Origin of the sequence: Pseudomonas sp. W2I6 (assembly GCF_030815935.1) — a bacterium.
In the GTDB taxonomy this organism is placed as follows: Bacteria; Pseudomonadota; Gammaproteobacteria; order Pseudomonadales; family Pseudomonadaceae; genus Aquipseudomonas.
In genome coordinates, this window is sequence record NZ_JAUSXJ010000001.1 from 6,446,387 (window position 1) to 6,464,741 (window position 18,355).

General features: G+C 60.9%; 16 protein-coding genes. 5 read left to right on the forward strand and 11 right to left on the reverse strand.

Annotated features, from left to right (window positions below):
- Nucleotides 1-7: 7 nt before the first annotated feature.
- Both QF039_RS29870 and algB read right to left on the reverse strand, forming a co-directional pair.
- On the reverse strand, nt 8-1,795 hold the full coding sequence (locus QF039_RS29870; RefSeq protein WP_008439641.1) for a KinB sensor domain-containing domain: 1,788 nt from the start codon (nt 1,793-1,795) through the stop codon (nt 8-10).
- Nucleotides 1,796-1,805: 10 nt separating this feature from the next.
- Complete coding sequence (gene algB / locus QF039_RS29875; protein WP_003214793.1) at nt 1,806-3,152, reverse strand: sigma-54-dependent response regulator transcription factor AlgB; 1,347 nt, start codon at nt 3,150-3,152, stop codon at nt 1,806-1,808.
- Between the two features lie 392 nt (nt 3,153-3,544).
- Between algB and QF039_RS29880 the strand changes: the two genes are divergently transcribed.
- The 5 genes from QF039_RS29880 (at nt 3,545) to QF039_RS29900 (ending at nt 7,931) form a co-directional block, all read left to right on the forward strand.
- Nucleotides 3,545-3,829 carry a hypothetical protein gene (locus QF039_RS29880; RefSeq protein WP_087694545.1) on the forward strand — a complete coding sequence of 95 codons (285 nt, stop codon included), beginning with the start codon at nt 3,545-3,547 and terminating at the stop codon, nt 3,827-3,829.
- Between the two features lie 77 nt (nt 3,830-3,906).
- Entirely contained in the window at nt 3,907-4,071 is a 165-nt protein-coding gene (locus tag QF039_RS29885) for a DUF1328 domain-containing protein (RefSeq protein ID WP_003170804.1), read from the forward strand.
- A 2-nt stretch (nt 4,072-4,073) separates the two neighbouring features.
- Nucleotides 4,074-4,541, forward strand: a complete 468-nt coding sequence (locus tag QF039_RS29890; RefSeq protein ID WP_102604421.1) for an inhibitor of vertebrate lysozyme family protein — start codon at nt 4,074-4,076, stop codon at nt 4,539-4,541.
- 729 nt (nt 4,542-5,270) lie between these two features.
- Entirely contained in the window at nt 5,271-6,602 is a 1,332-nt protein-coding gene (gene gltP, locus QF039_RS29895) for a glutamate/aspartate:proton symporter GltP (protein ID WP_017477988.1), read from the forward strand.
- 99 nt (nt 6,603-6,701) lie between these two features.
- Nucleotides 6,702-7,931: a nucleoside recognition domain-containing protein gene (locus QF039_RS29900; RefSeq protein WP_177022441.1), complete on the forward strand. Its 1,230-nt coding sequence runs from the start codon at nt 6,702-6,704 to the stop codon at nt 7,929-7,931.
- An 86-nt stretch (nt 7,932-8,017) separates the two neighbouring features.
- Here QF039_RS29900 and QF039_RS29905 read toward each other — a convergent pair whose 3' ends face one another.
- The 9 genes from QF039_RS29905 to QF039_RS29945 all read right to left on the reverse strand — a co-directional run bounded on the left by QF039_RS29905 (nt 8,018) and on the right by QF039_RS29945 (nt 18,188).
- A complete protein-coding gene (locus tag QF039_RS29905) occupies nt 8,018-8,677 on the reverse strand; it encodes an ABC-type transport auxiliary lipoprotein family protein (protein ID WP_003214782.1) in 660 nt (219 codons plus the stop codon).
- Complete coding sequence (locus QF039_RS29910) at nt 8,674-9,612, reverse strand: MlaD family protein (protein ID WP_008439646.1); 939 nt, start codon at nt 9,610-9,612, stop codon at nt 8,674-8,676. The genes QF039_RS29905 and QF039_RS29910 overlap by 4 nt, the downstream gene beginning before the upstream one ends.
- The gene (locus QF039_RS29915; protein WP_307522125.1) at nt 9,588-10,418 is read right to left on the reverse strand and encodes an ABC transporter ATP-binding protein; all 831 of its coding nucleotides are present in this window, start codon (nt 10,416-10,418) and stop codon (nt 9,588-9,590) included. The genes QF039_RS29910 and QF039_RS29915 overlap by 25 nt, the downstream gene beginning before the upstream one ends.
- Nucleotides 10,415-11,563 carry an ABC transporter permease gene (locus QF039_RS29920; protein WP_307522128.1) on the reverse strand — a complete coding sequence of 383 codons (1,149 nt, stop codon included), beginning with the start codon at nt 11,561-11,563 and terminating at the stop codon, nt 10,415-10,417. The genes QF039_RS29915 and QF039_RS29920 overlap by 4 nt, the downstream gene beginning before the upstream one ends.
- Nucleotides 11,564-11,618: 55 nt before the next feature.
- On the reverse strand, nt 11,619-12,662 hold the full coding sequence (locus QF039_RS29925; protein ID WP_003214774.1) for a DUF5924 family protein: 1,044 nt from the start codon (nt 12,660-12,662) through the stop codon (nt 11,619-11,621).
- Nucleotides 12,663-12,733: 71 nt separating this feature from the next.
- The gene (locus QF039_RS29930) at nt 12,734-14,116 is read right to left on the reverse strand and encodes a pitrilysin family protein (protein ID WP_003214772.1); all 1,383 of its coding nucleotides are present in this window, start codon (nt 14,114-14,116) and stop codon (nt 12,734-12,736) included.
- A gap of 58 nt (nt 14,117-14,174) precedes the next feature.
- On the reverse strand, nt 14,175-15,833 hold the full coding sequence (locus tag QF039_RS29935; RefSeq protein ID WP_003214770.1) for a Na/Pi cotransporter family protein: 1,659 nt from the start codon (nt 15,831-15,833) through the stop codon (nt 14,175-14,177).
- A 214-nt stretch (nt 15,834-16,047) separates the two neighbouring features.
- Entirely contained in the window at nt 16,048-16,815 is a 768-nt protein-coding gene (locus QF039_RS29940) for a TerC family protein (protein WP_003214768.1), read from the reverse strand.
- Nucleotides 16,816-16,880: 65 nt separating this feature from the next.
- Nucleotides 16,881-18,188, reverse strand: a complete 1,308-nt coding sequence (locus QF039_RS29945; protein WP_003214766.1) for a CitMHS family transporter — start codon at nt 18,186-18,188, stop codon at nt 16,881-16,883.
- Nucleotides 18,189-18,355: the final 167 nt, after the last annotated feature.

Below are 18,355 nucleotides of genomic sequence, written 5' to 3' on the forward strand. Positions count from 1 at the left end.
GTTGTTCCTACAGGGGCAACGCCATGTAGAACTGCGTCCCCTGCCCCGGCCGCGAATACACCCCCATGCGGCCACCGTGCAATTGCACGATCTCCTTGCACAGCGCCAGGCCCAGCCCGGCGCCGCCTTTCTTGCGGCCTACCTGCACAAACGGTTCGAAGATTCGTCCCTGCTGGCCGTAGGCAATGCCTTCACCGTTGTCTTCAACGCTGACAATCACCCGTTCGCCATGGCGACGCGCCTGCAAGCGGATCTGCCCACCGTCGGCTGTGTGCCGCAGGGCATTGCCCAGCAAATTGTCGAGCACCCTTTCCAGCTGCGCTCGATCGGCATGCAACCTCGGTAGCGGGGATTGTTCCTCAACCAGCAGCTCGATGTTCTGCGCATTCGCCTGCTCCGCGAAGCGGGCGCGGGCATGTTCGAGCAGGTCGCTGATGTCACACGGGCCCAGGGTGAGTTTCTGCAAGCCATTCTGGTAGCGCGAGAAGTTGAGCAAGTCGTTGATCAACTGCATCAGGCGCTGCATTTCCTCGTTGACCGTATCCAGCAGGTCCGCTTCGCGCGACTCCGCAGGAAACTTCGCCCGTTCCCGGAACAAGCCGAAGGCCATGTGCATGCCCGTCACCGGCGTGCGTAATTCATGGGACGCGCGCAACACAAACTCACTGCGCACTCGTTCAAAGGCACGCTGCTCGGTAACGTCATGCAGCACCATCACCGCGCCCAGAATGTGCCCCTGGGTATGGCTGACCGGCGTCAGGCTGTACGTCAGCAGGCGCAGCTCACCCTCAACCTCTACTTCCAGGTCTTCAGGTGCGCGCTCCAGATTGCCGCCGCGCAGTACCAGCTGCAGCTGTTCATCCAGTTCCGGGCGGCCCAGGGCGTCGCCAAGGCCTTGGCCCAGGCGATTCTCGTCCCAGCCGAGTTGACGTTGTGCCACCGGGTTAAGGTGTTCCAGGCGACCCTGGCGGTCGATCATCAGCAGGCCGTCGTCGATGCTGTCGAGCACCGCTTGCAGGCGTTGCTGCCCGGCGAGTAGCTCGTCGACATTGGTTGCCTGATGCTGGCGCAACGCCTCGGCCATGATGCCGAAGCGTCGGGTCAGCAGGTTCATTTCCGCTGCGGATGAAATGGGCAGCGTGACTTCGAAGTTGCCCTGGCCGATCTTGTCGGCGGCCTTGGCCAGCGCTTCGATCGGCCCGCCAAAGCGTCGGGCGATACCGTGGGCGGTAACGAAACCGATGATCAGCACCGCCAGGCCGACCAGGCCCAGCAGGCCGGCAATCAGCAGCGCACGTTCACGGGACTTGTGTTCGGTATCGTTGATGTTATCCAGGGCTTTCTTGTGCTCGGCGATCAGGCCGTTGCGCAGGATGTTGAAGCGTTTGGTCAGCTCGTCGTTGTTGCGCAGTTGCGGCGGAGCATTCTCCTTTTCATCGAACGCCTCGAGAAAGCTCAGGTAATTGGTCTTGGCCTGGGTAAAACCGCTGGTTACCGCGTCCTTTTGTTCGTGGTCGATACCTTGCTGCAACAGGGCGAAATAGCGTTGCTTGGAGTCCTCCAGCGCAGCGGTATTCGGCTGTTCATTGAGCATGATCATCAACTGGTCGCCGAGGGTCTGCCGAAGCTTGAGCCCCAGGTCCAATGTGATGAAGTTGCTGCGAATCAACGATTCCTGGGTCTTGGCCATTTGCATGACGCTCACCAACCCCAGCAGCAACCCCAACAGGGCGACGGTGATCAGCGCGGAAATACTCAGGAACAACCGAGTGCGCAGGGTCATCGCAAGCTTCATAGGTTACAGCTCACAGGTTGTATTGTTTGCGTTTGCGGTACAGCGTCGACGCATCAATGCCAAGGGTTCGGGCCGCCTGGTCCAGTGTGTCGCTGGTGGCCAGCACGGCACCGATATGCGCCTTTTCCAGTTCATCCAGGCTCAACGCCGCACCGATACGCGGGGCATTGTTGGTCGGCTGCTCGGCCATGCCGAGGTGGCTGATCTCAACTTTTTCCTGCGGGCAGATGATGCTGGCCCGCTCAACCACGTTGCGCAGCTCGCGGATGTTCCCCGGCCAGCGGTAGTTGAGCAGTGCCTCACGGGCTTCATCGCTGAAGCCGCGCGCCGGCCGCGCATATTCCTTCACGAAACGCGCCAGGAAGCGGTCGGCCAGGGTCAGGATGTCTTCGCTGCGTTCGCGCAGGGGCGGCAGGTGCAAGGTGATGACATTCAGGCGATACAGCAGGTCTTCGCGGAAACGACCATCGCGAACCATGTCTTCCAGGTTCAGGTTGGTAGCGGCGAGGATTCGCACATCGGCACGGCGCGTCACCGGGTCGCCGACGCGCTCGTATTCCTTGTCCTGGATAAAGCGCAGCAACTTGGGTTGTAAAGTAAGCGGAAAGTCGCCGATCTCGTCGAGAAACAAGGTGCCGCCATCGGCCTGGTTGACGCGGCCGAGGGTGCTTTCGCTGGCGCCGGTAAACGCACCACGGCTATGACCGAACAACTCGCTTTCCATCAGTTCCGCCGTCAGCGATGGGCAGTTGATGGTGACGCAGGATTTTTTCGCGCGTTTGCTCCAACCGTGGATCGCCCGGGCCAGTTCACCTTTACCGGTGCCGGACTCGCCGAGAATCAGGATGTTGGCATCAGTGCCCGCCACCTGGCGTGCGGTTTCCAGCACCACCATCATCGCCGGGCTATGGGAGTCGAGGCCGTCCTTGGGCTGGCGCACTGCGCCTTCCAGGGCTTCCAGGCGTGCCGAGAGCTGGCGCACTTCCAGCTGCTTGGCCGTGGCCAGGCGCAATTGGTCGGGGCTGCAAGGCTTTACCAGGTAGTCGGCCGCGCCGGCCTGGATCGCATCCACGGCGGTGTCGACGGCCGAGTGGGCCGTGACGATCACCACGCGCATCCACGGCGCCTGGATACGCATTTGCGCCAGTACATCCAGACCGTTGTCTTCGCCCAGGCGCAGGTCCAGAAAGCACAGGTCAAACACCTGGCGTTGCAATAAGGCATCGGCCTGGGCGGCGCTGTTGGCGGTGGCTACGGTGTAGCCTTCATCTTCCAGGCAGTAACGGAAGGTGCGAAGGATCGCGGATTCGTCATCCACTAAAAGAATGCGGCCTTGAAGTTCCTTGGCTGATTCCATCTGTCCCGCGCTCCCTTAAGAATGAATGATGTTGTTTAGTCCCGGAATAATCGGGCAAGTTGCATGGTTTATTCTGATTGATTAAAGCCGTCACCGCGCAGCTATCTGCGCTTCTTCTTACAAAGACGCCCACAAGAGGCGTTTTTGTCTCCCTCTTGCCACTTCGGCAGTCGAACGTTGCCTTCCTATCCCTTGATCCGACCAGTGACCATCGTGCATTTCGCACGGCAAGGATAGGGGCATCGTGCAGGATGCTCGTGGTGTCAAAGCGCTTTTGTTTTTAACTTGTTGATTTTATTGATTTTTATTTTGTTAAAAAACTGGCACGCAGGCTGCAATACACCTCATACGAGTTTCATCTACGAATAATCAGAATGCGGGAGAGATACAGCATGACTCGCCAAAGCCTGACCCAACTGCGTGTATCGCCACTGCGCCTGCAACAGGGGCTGTTTGCCAGCCTGGCCCTGATGGTGACCTTGATTGGCGGTCAGCAATTGGCGCATTGGCAGCAGAGTCAGCAGCAAGTCGTGCAGTTTGAACGTCCGATGATGACCCAGACCCATTTCCGCTCCGTCGGCAGCACTGCCGCCGATGTGACAACCCCGCAATTGGCGGCGGTTGAACAGGACTCCACCCTCGGCGACCTGCCATCGCAGGAACGCTGGGTGTTCTAGGCAATACACGGTCCTCGAATCGAGCGACCGCAGGCACTACCGCTGTTACCCCTAAAAGAAGCGTAAGGAGAATCACCATGTTGAGTTGGGCAATCACATTTCTGATCATCGCCATTGTGGCTGCAGTCCTGGGCTTCGGTGGTATCGCGGGCACCGCTACGGGTATCGCCAAGATTCTGTTTGTGGTCTTCCTGGTGATGTTCATCGCTTCCTTCTTCTTTGGCCGTCGTGGTCGAGGCTAAGCATGTTCAACTCCTCCCTTAAAGTCCTGGCTGCCGCCCTGTTGTTGGGCGGCAGCGGCTTGGTGCTGGCTGCCAATGATGGCCAGTCCCGAGCCAACGAACTGCTGAGTGCGGACCCGCAGTACCGCGAGACCTGGCAGAGCGTGGTCAAGAAGGAAGAGCGCCTGCCTGAATGGGTGATGAACCTTTCGGGTAGCGCTGAACAGATGAATGCCGTTGAAGAGGATGGTGACAAGTACTTGGTCGGGCCGCTCTGTGAAACCGCAGACACATGCCTGAACAAGCGCCTGATCGTCGCTTTCAGCTTCGACAAGGAAGATGCTTACGCGATGTTGGTAGAAGTCCCGGCGGGCTTGCCCGCGGACAAATCGCCAACGCGGCACGCCGACTACCGTTTTCTTGGCAAGCCGGACGAAGGCATGCAAAAGCTGCTGATGGAACAGCTCAAGAAAGATCCGAATTGGTACTAGGTTCGGTCTGACGACGCTGTCGTCTACCGGCTTAACGTCCATAGAAAGAAGCGCCGTGCTTCTTTCTGTTTGCATCGCCCGACAAGGGTGGTGCATGACCAGGGGGCCGGGTTGCTCTGATCGTTTGGATCGGCGTGACCTACGGGGACAGGGAGTGCCTGCGCAAGGGCCGGGTCAGGTGAAAAGCTGCGACGCAAGTTCCCAAGCCGATGGTTTGTGGAACTTGCGACGGGCTTGCGGCTCCTATGCCCGCTTCTGTCATGCCGCCCATAGCGGCAATTCTCCTTTTTGCGTCCGCCCAACCATTTCTTGGTGTTTCCGCGTGACCATCTATCGAGAAAGTTTGTCTCCTGCCAGACGAGTTTTTCGATGGTATGCGTAGGAATTTTCAGGGGTTTTCAACCGCGACGGTAGATTTTCAAAAAACCCTGCGCGAGCCTGAAATGGCCGGTTCGCGGCATTTATGCCTGCCGAAATGTCGTATTCGAACTGACCGTTCAGACAGAAAAACTCAAAAAAACTCATGCCGATTCGGCATAGGGTAGGCGTTTACGGCATTAGACGTCGCCTCCTTGCATCGGAATAGTTGCGCCTTTTTTCGCCTGCCAGTGAGCCATATCGGCCAACTGCGGTGACCTTCTACGGGGGCAGATGCACACACTTTTTCGCTCTCGAGCGTTCCAGCTGCTGGCGCATCTGCCTGAGTCCACTTGAAGTAAGGGTAATGACATGAAGAAGGCAAAGCTAAGCCTCGCCTGGCAGATCCTCATCGGTCTGGTGCTGGGGATTGCAATCGGTGCGGTGCTTAACCATTTCAGTGCTGAAAAGGCCTGGTGGATCAGCAACGTGTTGCAGCCCGCTGGCGATATCTTTATCCGCCTGATCAAGATGATCGTTATCCCGATCGTGATTTCGTCGCTGATTGTCGGAATCGCCGGTGTTGGCGATGCAAAAAAGCTCGGCCGGATCGGCGTTAAAACCATCCTTTACTTCGAAGTGGTCACCACCATTGCCATTGTGGTCGGCCTGTTGCTGGCCAACCTGTTCCATCCGGGTACCGGCATCGACATGAGTACCCTGGGTACCGTCGACATTTCCAAATACACGGCCACCGCCGCCGAGGTCCAGCACGAGCACGCGTTCATCGAGACGATCCTCAACCTGATCCCGTCGAATATCTTCGCCGCCGTGGCCCGTGGCGACATGCTGCCGATCATCTTCTTCTCGGTGTTGTTCGGCCTCGGCTTGTCGAGCCTCAAGCCTGAATTGCGCGAGCCCCTGGTGACCATGTTCCAGGGCGTGTCCGAGAGCATGTTCAAAGTCACCCACATGATCATGAAATACGCCCCGATCGGTGTATTTGCCCTGATCGCGGTGACCGTCGCCAACTTCGGCTTCGCCTCGCTGCTGCCGCTGGCCAAGCTGGTGATCCTGGTTTACGTCGCCATCCTGTTCTTTGCTTTTGTGGTGCTGGGCCTGATCGCCCGCCTGTTCGGTTTCTCGGTGATCAAGCTGATGCGCATCTTCAAGGATGAGCTGGTGCTGGCCTACTCCACTGCCAGCTCTGAAACCGTGCTGCCGCGTGTGATCGAGAAAATGGAAGCCTACGGCGCGCCGAAGGCGATCTGCAGCTTTGTGGTGCCGACCGGCTACTCGTTCAACCTCGACGGTTCGACCCTGTACCAGAGCATCGCGGCGATTTTTATCGCGCAGCTGTATGGCATCGACCTGTCGATTGGCCAGCAACTGATGCTGGTGCTGACCCTGATGGTCACCTCCAAAGGCATCGCCGGCGTGCCGGGTGTGTCGTTCGTGGTACTGCTGGCGACCCTGGGCAGCGTGGGCATTCCGCTGGAAGGCCTGGCGTTCATCGCCGGTGTCGACCGCATCATGGACATGGCCCGTACCGCACTGAACGTGATCGGTAACGCCCTGGCCGTACTGGTCATCTCCCGTTGGGAAGGCATGTACGACGATGCCAAGGGCGAGCGCTACTGGAACTCCCTGCCGCACTGGCGCACCAAGCAAGTGCTGCCGGCCGGCGAGACCACTCGCGGCTGACCGCCAGGACTGGCTCCTACACAAACCCCGGAAAATCCGGGGTTTGTCGTTTCTGCCAGCCCCGCTATCATTCGCCCCATCTTTCGGGGGATTCAACTGATGCTCAATGGCCTGTGGCTTGGCTTCTTTATCGTGGCGATGGTGTCTGCGCTGGCGCAATGGCTGATCGGCGGGAATGCCGGGATCTTTGCGGCCATGGTGGAAAGCATTTTCGCCATGGCCAAGCTGTCGGTCGAGGTGATGGTGTTGCTGTTCGGCACCCTGACCTTGTGGCTGGGCTTCCTGCGTATCGCCGAGAAAGCCGGGATCGTCGACTGGCTGGCCAAGGCCCTGGGGCCACTGTTCCGGCGCCTGATGCCGGAAGTGCCTGCCGGTCACCCGGCCATCGGCTTGATCACGCTCAACTTCGCCGCCAACGGCCTGGGCCTCGATAACGCCGCTACGCCCATCGGCCTCAAGGCCATGAAGGCGCTGCAAGAGCTCAACCCTATCCCCAATACCGCCAGCAACGCGCAGATCCTGTTCCTGGTACTCAACGCGTCTTCCCTGACCCTGCTGCCGGTCACCATCTTCATGTACCGCGCCCAGCAAGGTGCGGCGGACCCGACGCTGGTGTTCCTGCCGATCCTGCTGGCCACCAGCGCCTCGACCCTGGTGGGTCTGTTGTCGGTGGCGGTGATGCAACGCCTGCGGCTGTGGGACCCGGTGGTGCTGGCGTATCTGATTCCGGGTGCGCTGGTACTGGGTGGCTTCATGGCCTTGCTGGCGACGCTCTCAGCCACTGCGCTGGCGGGGCTGTCGTCGATCCTCGGCAACCTCACGCTGTTCGGGCTGATCATGTTGTTCCTGGTGATCGGCGCGCTGCGCAAGGTGAAGGTCTACGAGGCGTTTGTCGAAGGTGCCAAAGAGGGCTTCGACGTTGCCAAGAACCTGCTGCCGTACCTGGTGGCGATGCTGTGTGCAGTGGGCGTGTTGCGGGCGTCCGGCGCGCTGGATTTCGGCCTGGAAGGGATTCGCCATCTGGTGGCCTGGACCGGCATGGATACACGCTTTGTTGATGCGTTGCCGACGGCGATGGTCAAGCCGTTCTCCGGCAGCGCGGCGCGGGCGATGCTGATTGAAACGATGCAGACCCAGGGCGTGGACAGCTTCCCGGCGCTGGTGGCGGCGACGATTCAGGGCAGTACCGAGACCACGTTCTATGTGTTGGCGGTGTACTTTGGCTCGGTGGGAATCCAGCGGGCACGGCATGCGGTGGGGTGTGCGTTGTTGGCGGAGTTTGCTGGCGTGGTGGCGGCGATTGCGGTGTGCTACTGGTTCTTCGGCTAAGACCTGAATCCCTGTGGCGAGGGAGCTTGCTCCCGTTGGGCCGCGAAGCGGCCCCAGTCAGTTATCGCAGGTGTGTCAGTCGAAGCTCATTGACTGGTTTTGGGGCTGCTGCGCAGCCCAACGGGAGCAAGCTCCCTCGCCACAAAAGCGCGGTTTCCCAGGCCGACGGCCCAATCCACCACCTGCCTGTTCAGCGCATCCCCAGCCTGACCAAACCCGGCCACCACCGCCGGCACCTTGGTATCCCCCACCGGCTGCCTCACCTCGAACCGCTTGCTGGCAATAATCCGTTGATCACTGCCGCGCACCAACCGTGCGTCCAGCCGTATCACCACTTCAACTGCGCTGCCGCGATACTCACTCTGAAACGCCTGCAACTGCCCGCCCAACTCAAAGTCCGCCTGCAGATTGGTCTCATCAGTACTGAGCAACGTCACCCGCCCATCCCGCTGGAACCCGTCCAGCAACCGGTTACGCAACAGCACGGGGGCTGGATCGCTCCAGCGGGAATTCGCATAGCTGCTGATCAGGTCGCCATTAGGCACCACGGCAATCCGCGGGCTATCGAGGAATTCGCTGGTCTGCGGCTTCGCCACCCGCAGCGACCAGGCCACCGGGCTGGCCTGCGTGGCGGCCTGCGCCGATGGCAACCGGTACACGTCCGAGGGATCCGCCTTCGGCAGGATGGAACACGCACTGACCAATACCAGCGCAACGGGGGCGATCATTTGGTACGCACGCTTCATGGCGTGAACTCCTTGTTCTTGTCGCTGCCCAGCAGGTAACCGCTGGGGTTGGCTTCCAGGCGGCGGGAAATGGCGCGCAACGAACCCAGGGTTTCGCGCAGCTCGCGCACCGCTGGCGCCAGTTCGTTGAGACCCTGCATGCCGCTGTTCAGGGAATCCTTGTTGTTGGTCAGCAAGGTGTCGATCGTGGCCGTGCTTTGTTGAAGTGACTGCATGGCCTTCTCGGCGCTGCCAAACACCTGCTTGCCCTGGTCGTTGAGCAAACCGTTGGCGTTGCGCATCAGCGCGGTGGTTTGCTCCAGGGTGGCGCTGGCCTGTTTGCTCACCTGCATCAATTGCTGCATCACCACCTTGATGTCGCCGCGCTGATCGGCAATCGCGCCGGTGGTCTGTTGCAGGTTGTCCAGGGTATTGCTGAGGCGGTCGACGTTCTCCCGGGAGAACATGTGATTGGCGTTGTGCAGCAGCAAGTTGATGCTGGTCATCAGGTCGTTGCTGTTGTTCAGCAGTCGCGCGATCGGCGATGGCGACGCAATGATTTCCGGCAGGTTGCCGTCCTTGCCCTTGAGCTCAGGACTTTGGGGCGTACCGCCGCTGAGCTGGATGATCGAGGTGCCAGTAATGCCGGTCAGGGCCAGCTTGGCCTGGGTGTCTTCCTTGATCGGCGTCTGCCCGGCCAGGCGGATGCGCGCCAGCACCCGGCGCGGGTCTTTAGGGTCGAGGCGCAGGCTGGTGACGTCGCCCACCTTGATCCCGCTGTACTGCACGGCACTGCCTTGGGACAGCCCACTGACCGCCTCGTTGAACACCACTTCGTAATCCTGGAATGCGCTGTCGACGCTGGACTTGGCCAGCCACAGGCCAAACAGCATGGCGCCGACCACGACGATCACGCTGAACAGACCGATCATCACATGATGGGCTCGGGTTTCCATGTCATACCTCGTTGAGCAGTTGAGCGGCATCCAATGCCGCGCGGCCCCCGTGGGCCATGGAAGTATTCGTGAATCCAGGCGTCGTCGGTTTCCGAGACGACATCGATGGCATCCGCCACCAGTACCTTTTTCTGCGCCAGCACCGCTACACGGTCGGTGATGGTGTACAGCGTGTCGAGGTCGTGGGTGACCAGGAACACGCTCAGGCCCAGCGCATCGCGCAGGGTCAGGATCAGTTGATCGAAGGCGGCGGCGCCGATCGGGTCGAGGCCGGCGGTGGGTTCGTCGAGAAACAGGATGTCCGGGTCCAGCGCCAGGGCACGGGCCAGGGCCGCGCGCTTGATCATGCCGCCGGAGAGTGACGAGGGGTATTTGTCGGCGGCCGACAGCGGCAGCCCGGCCAACGCCAGTTTCACTGCCGCCAGGTGCTCGGCATCGGGACGGCTGAGGCCGGCATGCTCTATCAGTGGCAACGCAACGTTCTCGGTGACCGTCAGCGAGGAAAACAGCGCGCCCTTCTGGAACAGCACGCCGAAGCGCCGCTCCACCAGCGACCGCTCGTGTTCCGACAGGCTCGGCAAGTTCTGCCCGAACACCCGCACCTGGCCTTCGCTGGGCTGGCGCAAACCGATGATGCTGCGCAGCAGCACCGACTTGCCGCTGCCGGAGCCACCGACGACGGCGAGGATTTCACCCTTGTACAAGTCCAGGTCGAGGTTCTCGTGCACGCTTTGCGAACCAAAGCGGTTGCACAGCCCGCGGACTTCGATCACCGCCTCAGTGGGCGCACGGCGTAAACGACTCACCAGCCCATCTCCATGAAGAACAGTGCGGCGACCGCATCCAGCACGATCACCACGAAAATCGATTGCACCACACTGGAGGTGGTGTGGGCGCCGACGGACTCGGCGCTGCCGCTGACCTTGAAACCTTCGAGGCAGCCGATGGCCGCGATCAGGAACGCGAAGATCGGCGCCTTGACCATGCCGACGAGGAAGTGCTGCACGCCAATGTCCGATTGCAGCAGCGACAGGAACATTGCCGGCGAAATATCCAGGGCCACGGCACACACCACACCGCCGCCGATAATGCCCGAGAGCATTGCCAGGAACGTCAGCATCGGCAGCGCCACCAGCAACGCCAGTACGCGGGGCAGCACCAGCAACTCCATCGGGTCGAGGCCCAGGGTGCGGATCGCATCGATCTCTTCGTTGGCCTTCATCGAGCCGATCTGTGCGGTGAAGGCACTGGCAGTGCGGCCGGCCATCAGGATCGCGGTGAGCAACACGCCGAACTCCCGCAGGAAGGAGAACGCCACCAGGTCCACGGTGAAGATGCTCGCGCCAAAACTGGCCAGCACCGTGGCACCGAGAAACGCCACCACTGCGCCCACCAGGAAGGTCAGCAAGGCCACGATGGGGGCCGCGTCGAGGCCGGTTTGTTCGATATGCGCAACCATGGGCGTCACGCGCCAGCGCTTGGGCCGGAATACGCCACGGGCGAAGGTTTCGAGGATCAGGCCGATAAAGCCCAGCAGTTTCATGCCGTCTTGCCAGACGGTGTAGACCGCGCCGCCGATGCGCGCCAGCAACATGATGCCGGCGGCTTCTTCGGGTTCCTTGACCGGCACACAGAAGTCGTTCAGAGAGCGGTAGACGGTTTTCAGTAACGCGCGGTCGGCGGTCGAGAGGCTGCAGTCGGTCTGTTCGGCGGACTGTTCGATGCGCTCTGGGCCGAGCAATTCCACCAGCAGCGAGGCGCCGGCCGTGTCCAGGGCGCCGAGGCCGTTAAGGTCGATACATGCGCCAGCGTCGTACTGGCCGTCGAGCTTTTCCGACAGCTTCTTCAGGTTGGCATAGTGGGCAAGCGTCCAATCCCCTGTAATCCTCAGCAATGGAGGCTGGGTGGACGTGTCCAGATGGGCTGCACCGGCCGTTGTGCTACTGGTCATAAGCTCCGAGCTTGTTTGGCTATTCCAGAATTCCTACGTAATAGCACGATCCTGCCTACTTTGGCGCGTCTGGCGTTGTAGCGCCCTGACCGGGGTCAGTCACCTTGAAGCGCAACACGCCGATCACTTGGCCATCTTCGGTCAGCACCCGTACCTGCCAGCGTCCTACCGAGTCGGGGGGGAAGTTCTGCTTGTGGGTCCAGGCCCGATAGCCTTCCTTGCGCCCACCATGGATGTCCAGGGCGATGCGGTCGACTTCCTTGCCGTTGAATTTCCACACATGGTAGATCCGCTCATCCAGGCCGCGCGGCGCGTTGATCGCGGTGTAGGCATACAGCCCGCTGCTGCGCAGTTGGGCGGCGCTGACTTCTTTCAGGTCATCGCCGGGCGTGCGGTCCTGCAATTGGGTGCTGATGGCCACTTCGGTCATCCACAGCGTCGCGGGCGGCACCCAAGTGCGCAGGAACCAGCCGGCGCAACCAATCGCTGCGGTAACCCCCAACAGCATCGCCCAGCCCTTGATGCTACGCAGCGGCAGGCTCACGGCCAGGCTCGGGATAGAGAGCGCCATCGCCACGCCGAGGGCCAGTTTGTAACTCTCGGCGGTGGTCAGGTGCAGGATGATCGGCAGCGCGGTCAGCAGGGCCGCAAACAGGGTCAGGGTGTGCAGTGCGAGAAACAGCGAGCGCTTGGGCGCCAGCCACTTGTAGTACAGCGGGTCGGTGATGGAGACCAACGCCGCCGCGCCCAGCAGGCCGGTAAAGATCGACTGGCCGCTGTTCCAGGTGGTGGTGACAAAAAAGAACGGCAGCACAAAAAACAGGCTTTCCTGATGGATCATTTGCGTGGCGTAGCGCAGCAGCGGTTCGGGGATTTCCCGTTTGAAGACTTTGCTGAACAGCTGGGTGAGGCTGTTTTCGAGCATCAGCCATAACCAGCTCACCAGCATGATGATCGCGATCCAGCTGGCCATGCCTTGCTGGCGATCCACCAGGATGAAGCTGCCCACACCCGAGATGAAACCGCCGAGTGCAATCACCCCTGGGTAGCGCTTCATCAGCTCGAGGATGCGCTGGATGGTGTGGGTCAGGATAGGCATTCGGCAGTTCACAGTCTTTGTAGGAAAAATCCCAGACAGAATAACGTTTTAGCCGTTTTCTCGGGGCCCGATTACGCAATCCCTTTGCGATAACGCCACACGCCTAGTAACACAATCGCAATCAGCCCCAGTGCGCCTGCGGCGATCCAGTTGAGGCTATCGTAGCTGAACAACGGTTTCTCGATGCGCCAGTAGCCGTTCTGCTTGAACAACTCGCGCATGGCCTGGTTGGCTTGCTCCAGGCTTACAGCCTTGATGCGCTTGGCCGGGTCGCTGAAATGCCCTTTGGCGTAGTCGCCCGAGGCACTCCAGTAATAGTCGGCCAACGCGCTGTTGCCTTGAACGGCCCACGCCTGGCGGGCAATGGCGGCTTGTTGCAGGCGGGCGAAGGTGGCCGGGTCGAGGCCGTCCTTGAGCAACTGGGCCCTGAGGGTTTCCAGCACGTGCTCGGCTTCCGGCAGGTTGTCGCGTTCAAGGTCGGCGTTGAGGCTCATGAAGCCGACACCGCCCAGCACTTCGCGCTCGCTCCATGGGCCATAGGACAAGCCGTGCTGCAAGCGCAATTGACGATACAGCGCCCAATCCAGGTAGTCCTTGAGCAGGTCGAAGGTTTCATCGTACTGGTCGTCCAGCACCGGCTCGGGGAATAACCAGTGCAGCTTGGCGTTGTCACCGACCCAGCCGTGGATCAGGTCGCGGCGGACGGCGGCGGCGTGTTGAATCTCCGGCAACGGGCGATGTTCGCTGGGGTCAACCGGATCCAGTGCGCCGTAGGTGCGTTCGAGATAGGCCGGCAGCAGCTTGTCGAGGTCGCCGACGATGATCAGGGTCATGTTGTTGGGGGCGTACCAGGCCTTGCGCAGCTTTTCCAACTGGTCGCGGGTCAGGTGCTCGACTTCGGCCCGCTCGGCGCATTTGAGCCCCAGTTCGACGGCAAGCTGACTGCTGGCCTTGTGGCCGAGGTCCTGGCGGTCCAGCAGCCGTTGCAGGTGTGAGTAATGGCCGCCGTCTTCGCGCTCCACCACCTGTTTGGCGGCATTGATGTTGGCGTCGGTCAGTTGGGTGCGGGTGATGATGGCCAGCAGCAGGTCGAGCACCTTGCGCTGGTTCTGCGCCGGAGCCTCGATGACGAAAGTGGTGTCGGCATTGCTGGTGTAGGCGTTCCAGTCGCCGCCGAGGGCTTGCATGCGTTCTTCCAGTTCACCTTCGCCGCCACCGTCGATCCCGCTGAACAGCAAATGCTCCAGCAGGTGCGGCAGTTCCTTGTCTTCGCAACTGAAGTCATCCAGGCCCACACCCACCACCAGGCGGATTGCCACGTGGCCGCGTTCGGTGCCCGGCTTGAGCAGCAATTGCAGGCCGTTGGGCAGGGTGTAGCCCTCGACTTGCAGGCGGTCAAAGGCAAAGGTGTGTGCCGAACCCATGAGCAGGCAGGCGAATAGCAGGCGACGCATAACAGGCTTCCTGGCGAGTGAGGTCCGTTGTTAACTGACTTCACTCGCCGTCGTACGTTCAGGGCGAATGGGTGATGTCGGCAATATCGTCCGCCGAGAGGGCGCCGGTGTCGGTGGTTTCCAGCACCACATAAGCGCTGCTGCAGAACAGCGAGTTGAGACGCTTCATGTCGGCAATCAGCTCCAGGTGCAAGGAACTGGTCTCCAGGCTCTGTACGATTTTACGTTGCAAGCGGCTGACGTGGGCGTGGGCCAGGCGACGCTCCTGGGCGCGGAAGCGGCGCTTTTCCCGCAGCAGTTGCCGGGCGCTTTCCGGGTCGGCACTGAGGAACACCGAGAGCCCCAGGCGCAGGTTGGCGATCAATTGGGTTTGCAGGCCCGCGAGTTCTTCCAGGCCGACTTCGGAGAATGAGCGGCGCTGGGAGGTCTTTTGCTGCTGGACCTTGCGCAGCATGCGTTCGATCAGGTCGCCGGCCAGTTTCAGATTGATCGACAGTTCGATGATCTCGGCCCAGCGTCGGCTGTCCTGTTCGCTGAGGTCTTCCCGGGGCATTTGCGCGAGGTAGAGCTTGATCGCGCTGTAGAGCGCCTCGACATCGTCGCTCAGGCTGCGCATTTCCTGGGTGATGGCGGTTTGCTTGCCGCGCAGCACCTCCAGCATCGAGGTCAGCATGTTGTCGATCAGGTCGCCCAGACGCAGGGTTTCGCGGGCGGCGTTGGCCAGTGCCAGGCTTGGGGTGGCGAGTGCTGCCAGGTCCAGGTGGCGCGGCTTGGCCAGGCCGTTGACCTCTTCGCGTTCCGGGAGCAACCAGGCGCACAAGCGGGACATCGGGCCGATGGTGGGCAGCAGGATCAGGCAGCGAATAACGTTATAGAGCAGGTGGAAGGTGATCACCATGCCTTGGGCGCTGTAGTCCAGGTTATCCATCCAGCCGACCAGCGGGTCGAGTACCGGGATGATCAGCAGCAAGCCGATCAGCTTGTACAGCAGGCTGCCCAGGGCCACCTGGCGCCCGGCGGCGTTCTGCATGCTGGTGCTGAGGAAGGCCAGCACGCCGCTGCCGATGTTGGCGCCGATCACCAGGCCGATGGCCACGTGCAGGCCGATCACGCCGGCACCGGCGAGGGTCGCGGTCAGCAGGACGGCGGCCAGGCTGGAGTAGGAAATCATCGCGAACAGTGCGCCGACCAGGGCATCGAGCAAGATGTCGCCGGTCAGCGAGGCGAACAGGACCTTGACGCCCTGCGCGTGGGTGATCGGGCCCGCGGCTTCGACGATCAGTTGCAGCGCAAGGATGATCAGCCCGAGGCCGATCCCGACACGGCCCATCTGCCCGGCGCGTGTCTGTTTGCGCGACAGGAAGAAAATCACCCCGAGGAAAATCAACAGCGGCGACAGCCACGACAGGTCAAAGGTCAGCACCCGGGCCATCAGCGCGGTACCGACATCGGCACCGAGCATGGTCGCCAGGGCGGGCATCAGGCCCATCAGGCCCTGGCCGACAAACGAAGTCACCAGCATCGCCGTGGCGTTGCTGCTTTGCACCATGGCCGTCACCAGGATGCCGGCGATAAACGCCAGCCAGCGCTTGGACATGTTCTGCCCGATGACCTGGCGCAAGTTGGAGCCGTAGACCCGCAGGATGCCGGTACGGACGATGTGCGTGCCCCAGATCAGCAGGGTTACCGCGGAAAGCAGATTGAGCAGGGTCAGCATGCTGGGCCCCCTGTGTTGAGTCGTGCTCCAATCGGAGCAAGTGAATAGTGCCGCGTGCCGTTCTACGTCTTGTACTTAAGCTGTAGTTGGCGAATGGGCTCGGCGCCAGCATCGCATAGCTAAAGTCGGGATTGAAACAAAACTGTCATGAAATCAGCTTTTTGCAGATGAAAAAAAGGGGCTCTAAGGCCCCTTTTTCAGCAGCGGGTCCAGGTTATTGACCCGGAATGTCCTTGCGCAGTTTCACAGGGTCCTGCTGTTTCTTCTTTTTCGCGATGGCGGTACGCATCTTGATGTTCACCGCTTCAACCGCCAGGGAGAACGCCATGGCGAAGTAAACGTAGCCTTTTGGCACGTGAACGTCGAAGGCTTCGGCGATCAGCACAGTACCTACCACCAGCAGGAACGACAGCGCCAGCATCTTCAGCGACGGGTGTTTGTCGATGAAATCGCTGATGGTGCCAGCGGCCAGCATCATCACGAGTACGGCGACGATGATCGCGGCCACCATCACCGGTACGTGGGAAACCATACCGACGGCGGTAATCACCGAGTCCAGGGAGAACACGATGTCGATGATCGCGATCTGGATGATGGTGTAGATGAACTTGCCACCGGCGCCCTTCGGCTCGTCGTGGGTTTCGTCTTCACCTTCCAGGGCGTGGTACATCTCCTGGGAGCTTTTCCACAGCAGGAACAGGCCACCGAAGAACAGGATCAGGTCGCGGCCGGAAATGCCTTGGCCGAACACCACGAACAGATCGTCGGTGAGGCGCATGACCCAAGTGATCGACAGCAGCAACAGGATCCGCGTGACCATCGCCAGCGCCAGGCCGAAGATCCGGGTACGCGCCTGCATGTGCTTGGGCATGCGGCTGACCAGGATCGAAATCATGATGATGTTATCGATGCCCAGGACGATCTCGAGGGCCGTCAGGGTGAAGAAGGCAATCCAGATTTCCGGATTGGTCAGCCATTCCATGTGTATTCCTTTGAGCGAGTGTTAGACCGCGCCAGCCTTAAGAGCCGGCGCAGTGAGTTGTACGATTATAGAGTGCTGAACAGCGGAAAAATCCCCATCAGCAAAGCGGCGACCATTATGCACAGGCACACCAGCACCGCCCACTTGAGGGTGAAGCGCTGGTGATCGCCAAATTCGATACCCGCCAGGGCTACCAGCAAGTAGGTCGATGGAACCAGTGGGCTCAACAAGTGCACAGGCTGGCCAACGATTGAGGCGCGGGCCATTTCCACGGCAGTGATGCCGTAGTGGCTGGCGGCTTCGGCCAGTACCGGCAGAACGCCGTAGTAGAAGGCATCGTTGGACATGAAGAAGGTAAACGGCATGCTCACCAGCGCGGTGATCACGGCCAGATAAGGCCCCAGCGCGTCAGGGATGACGGCCAGCAGGCTCTTGGACATGGCATCGACCATGCCGGTACCGGACAGGATGCCGGTGAAGATACCGGCGGCGAAGATCAGGCCGGTGACTGCCAGGACGCTGCCGGCATGGGCGGCGATCCGGTCTTTCTGCATCTGCAGGCATGGGTAGTTGACGATCATCGCGATACTGAAGGCCACCATGAACAGTACTGGCAGTGGCAACAGGCCGGCGATCAAGGTGCACATCAGGGCGAAGGTCAGTGCGCCGTTGAACCAGATCAGTTTCGGACGGCGGGCGTCCGGGTATTGCGAGACGCTGATTTCGCTGTGGTCGATTTCATCGCCTTGCAGGTGCAACTCGCCCAGGCGTGCCCGTTCGCGCTTGCCGTACATATAGGCAATCACCAGGATGGCGACGACGCCGGCGGCCATGGCTGGAATCATCGGTACGAAAATATCCGATGGGTCCACGTGCAATGCACTGGCGGCGCGGGCGGTCGGGCCACCCCATGGGGTCATGTTCATCACCCCACCGGCGAGGATGATCAGGCCGGCCATGATCCGCGGGCTCATGCCGATGCGCTGGTACAGCGGCAGCATGGCGGCCACGCAGATCATGTAGGTGGTGGCGCCGTCTCCGTCCAGTGATACCACCAGGGCCAGCACGGCGGTGCCGACCGAGACCTTCAGCGGGTCGCCCTTGACCAGCTTGAGGATCTTGCGCACGGCCGGGTCGAACAGGCCGGAGTCGATCATCAAGGCGAAATAGAGGATGGCAAACATCAGCATTACGCCGGTCGGCGCAAGCTTGGTGATGCCCGCGAGCATCATCGGGCCGATCTGCGGGGCAAAGCCGCCGAACAGCGCGAACAGGATCGGTACGATGATCAGGGCGATCAGCGCAGACAGGCGCTTGGTCATGATCAGGAACATGAACGTGATGACCATGGCAAAGCCAAGGAAAGTCAGCATAGGAATACTCCAGGCGTAGCGCGGCTAGGGAATGGCGAACCGGTTGGGTCAGCGCAGAACGAAAGGCACGAGGCGTACGGGTGGAGTCGGGGCAAACAGGCGGGTACGGGCGGACATCGGGAATCACCATTGTTGTTGTTAACAACCGGTCTGTTGCCGGTAGTGGT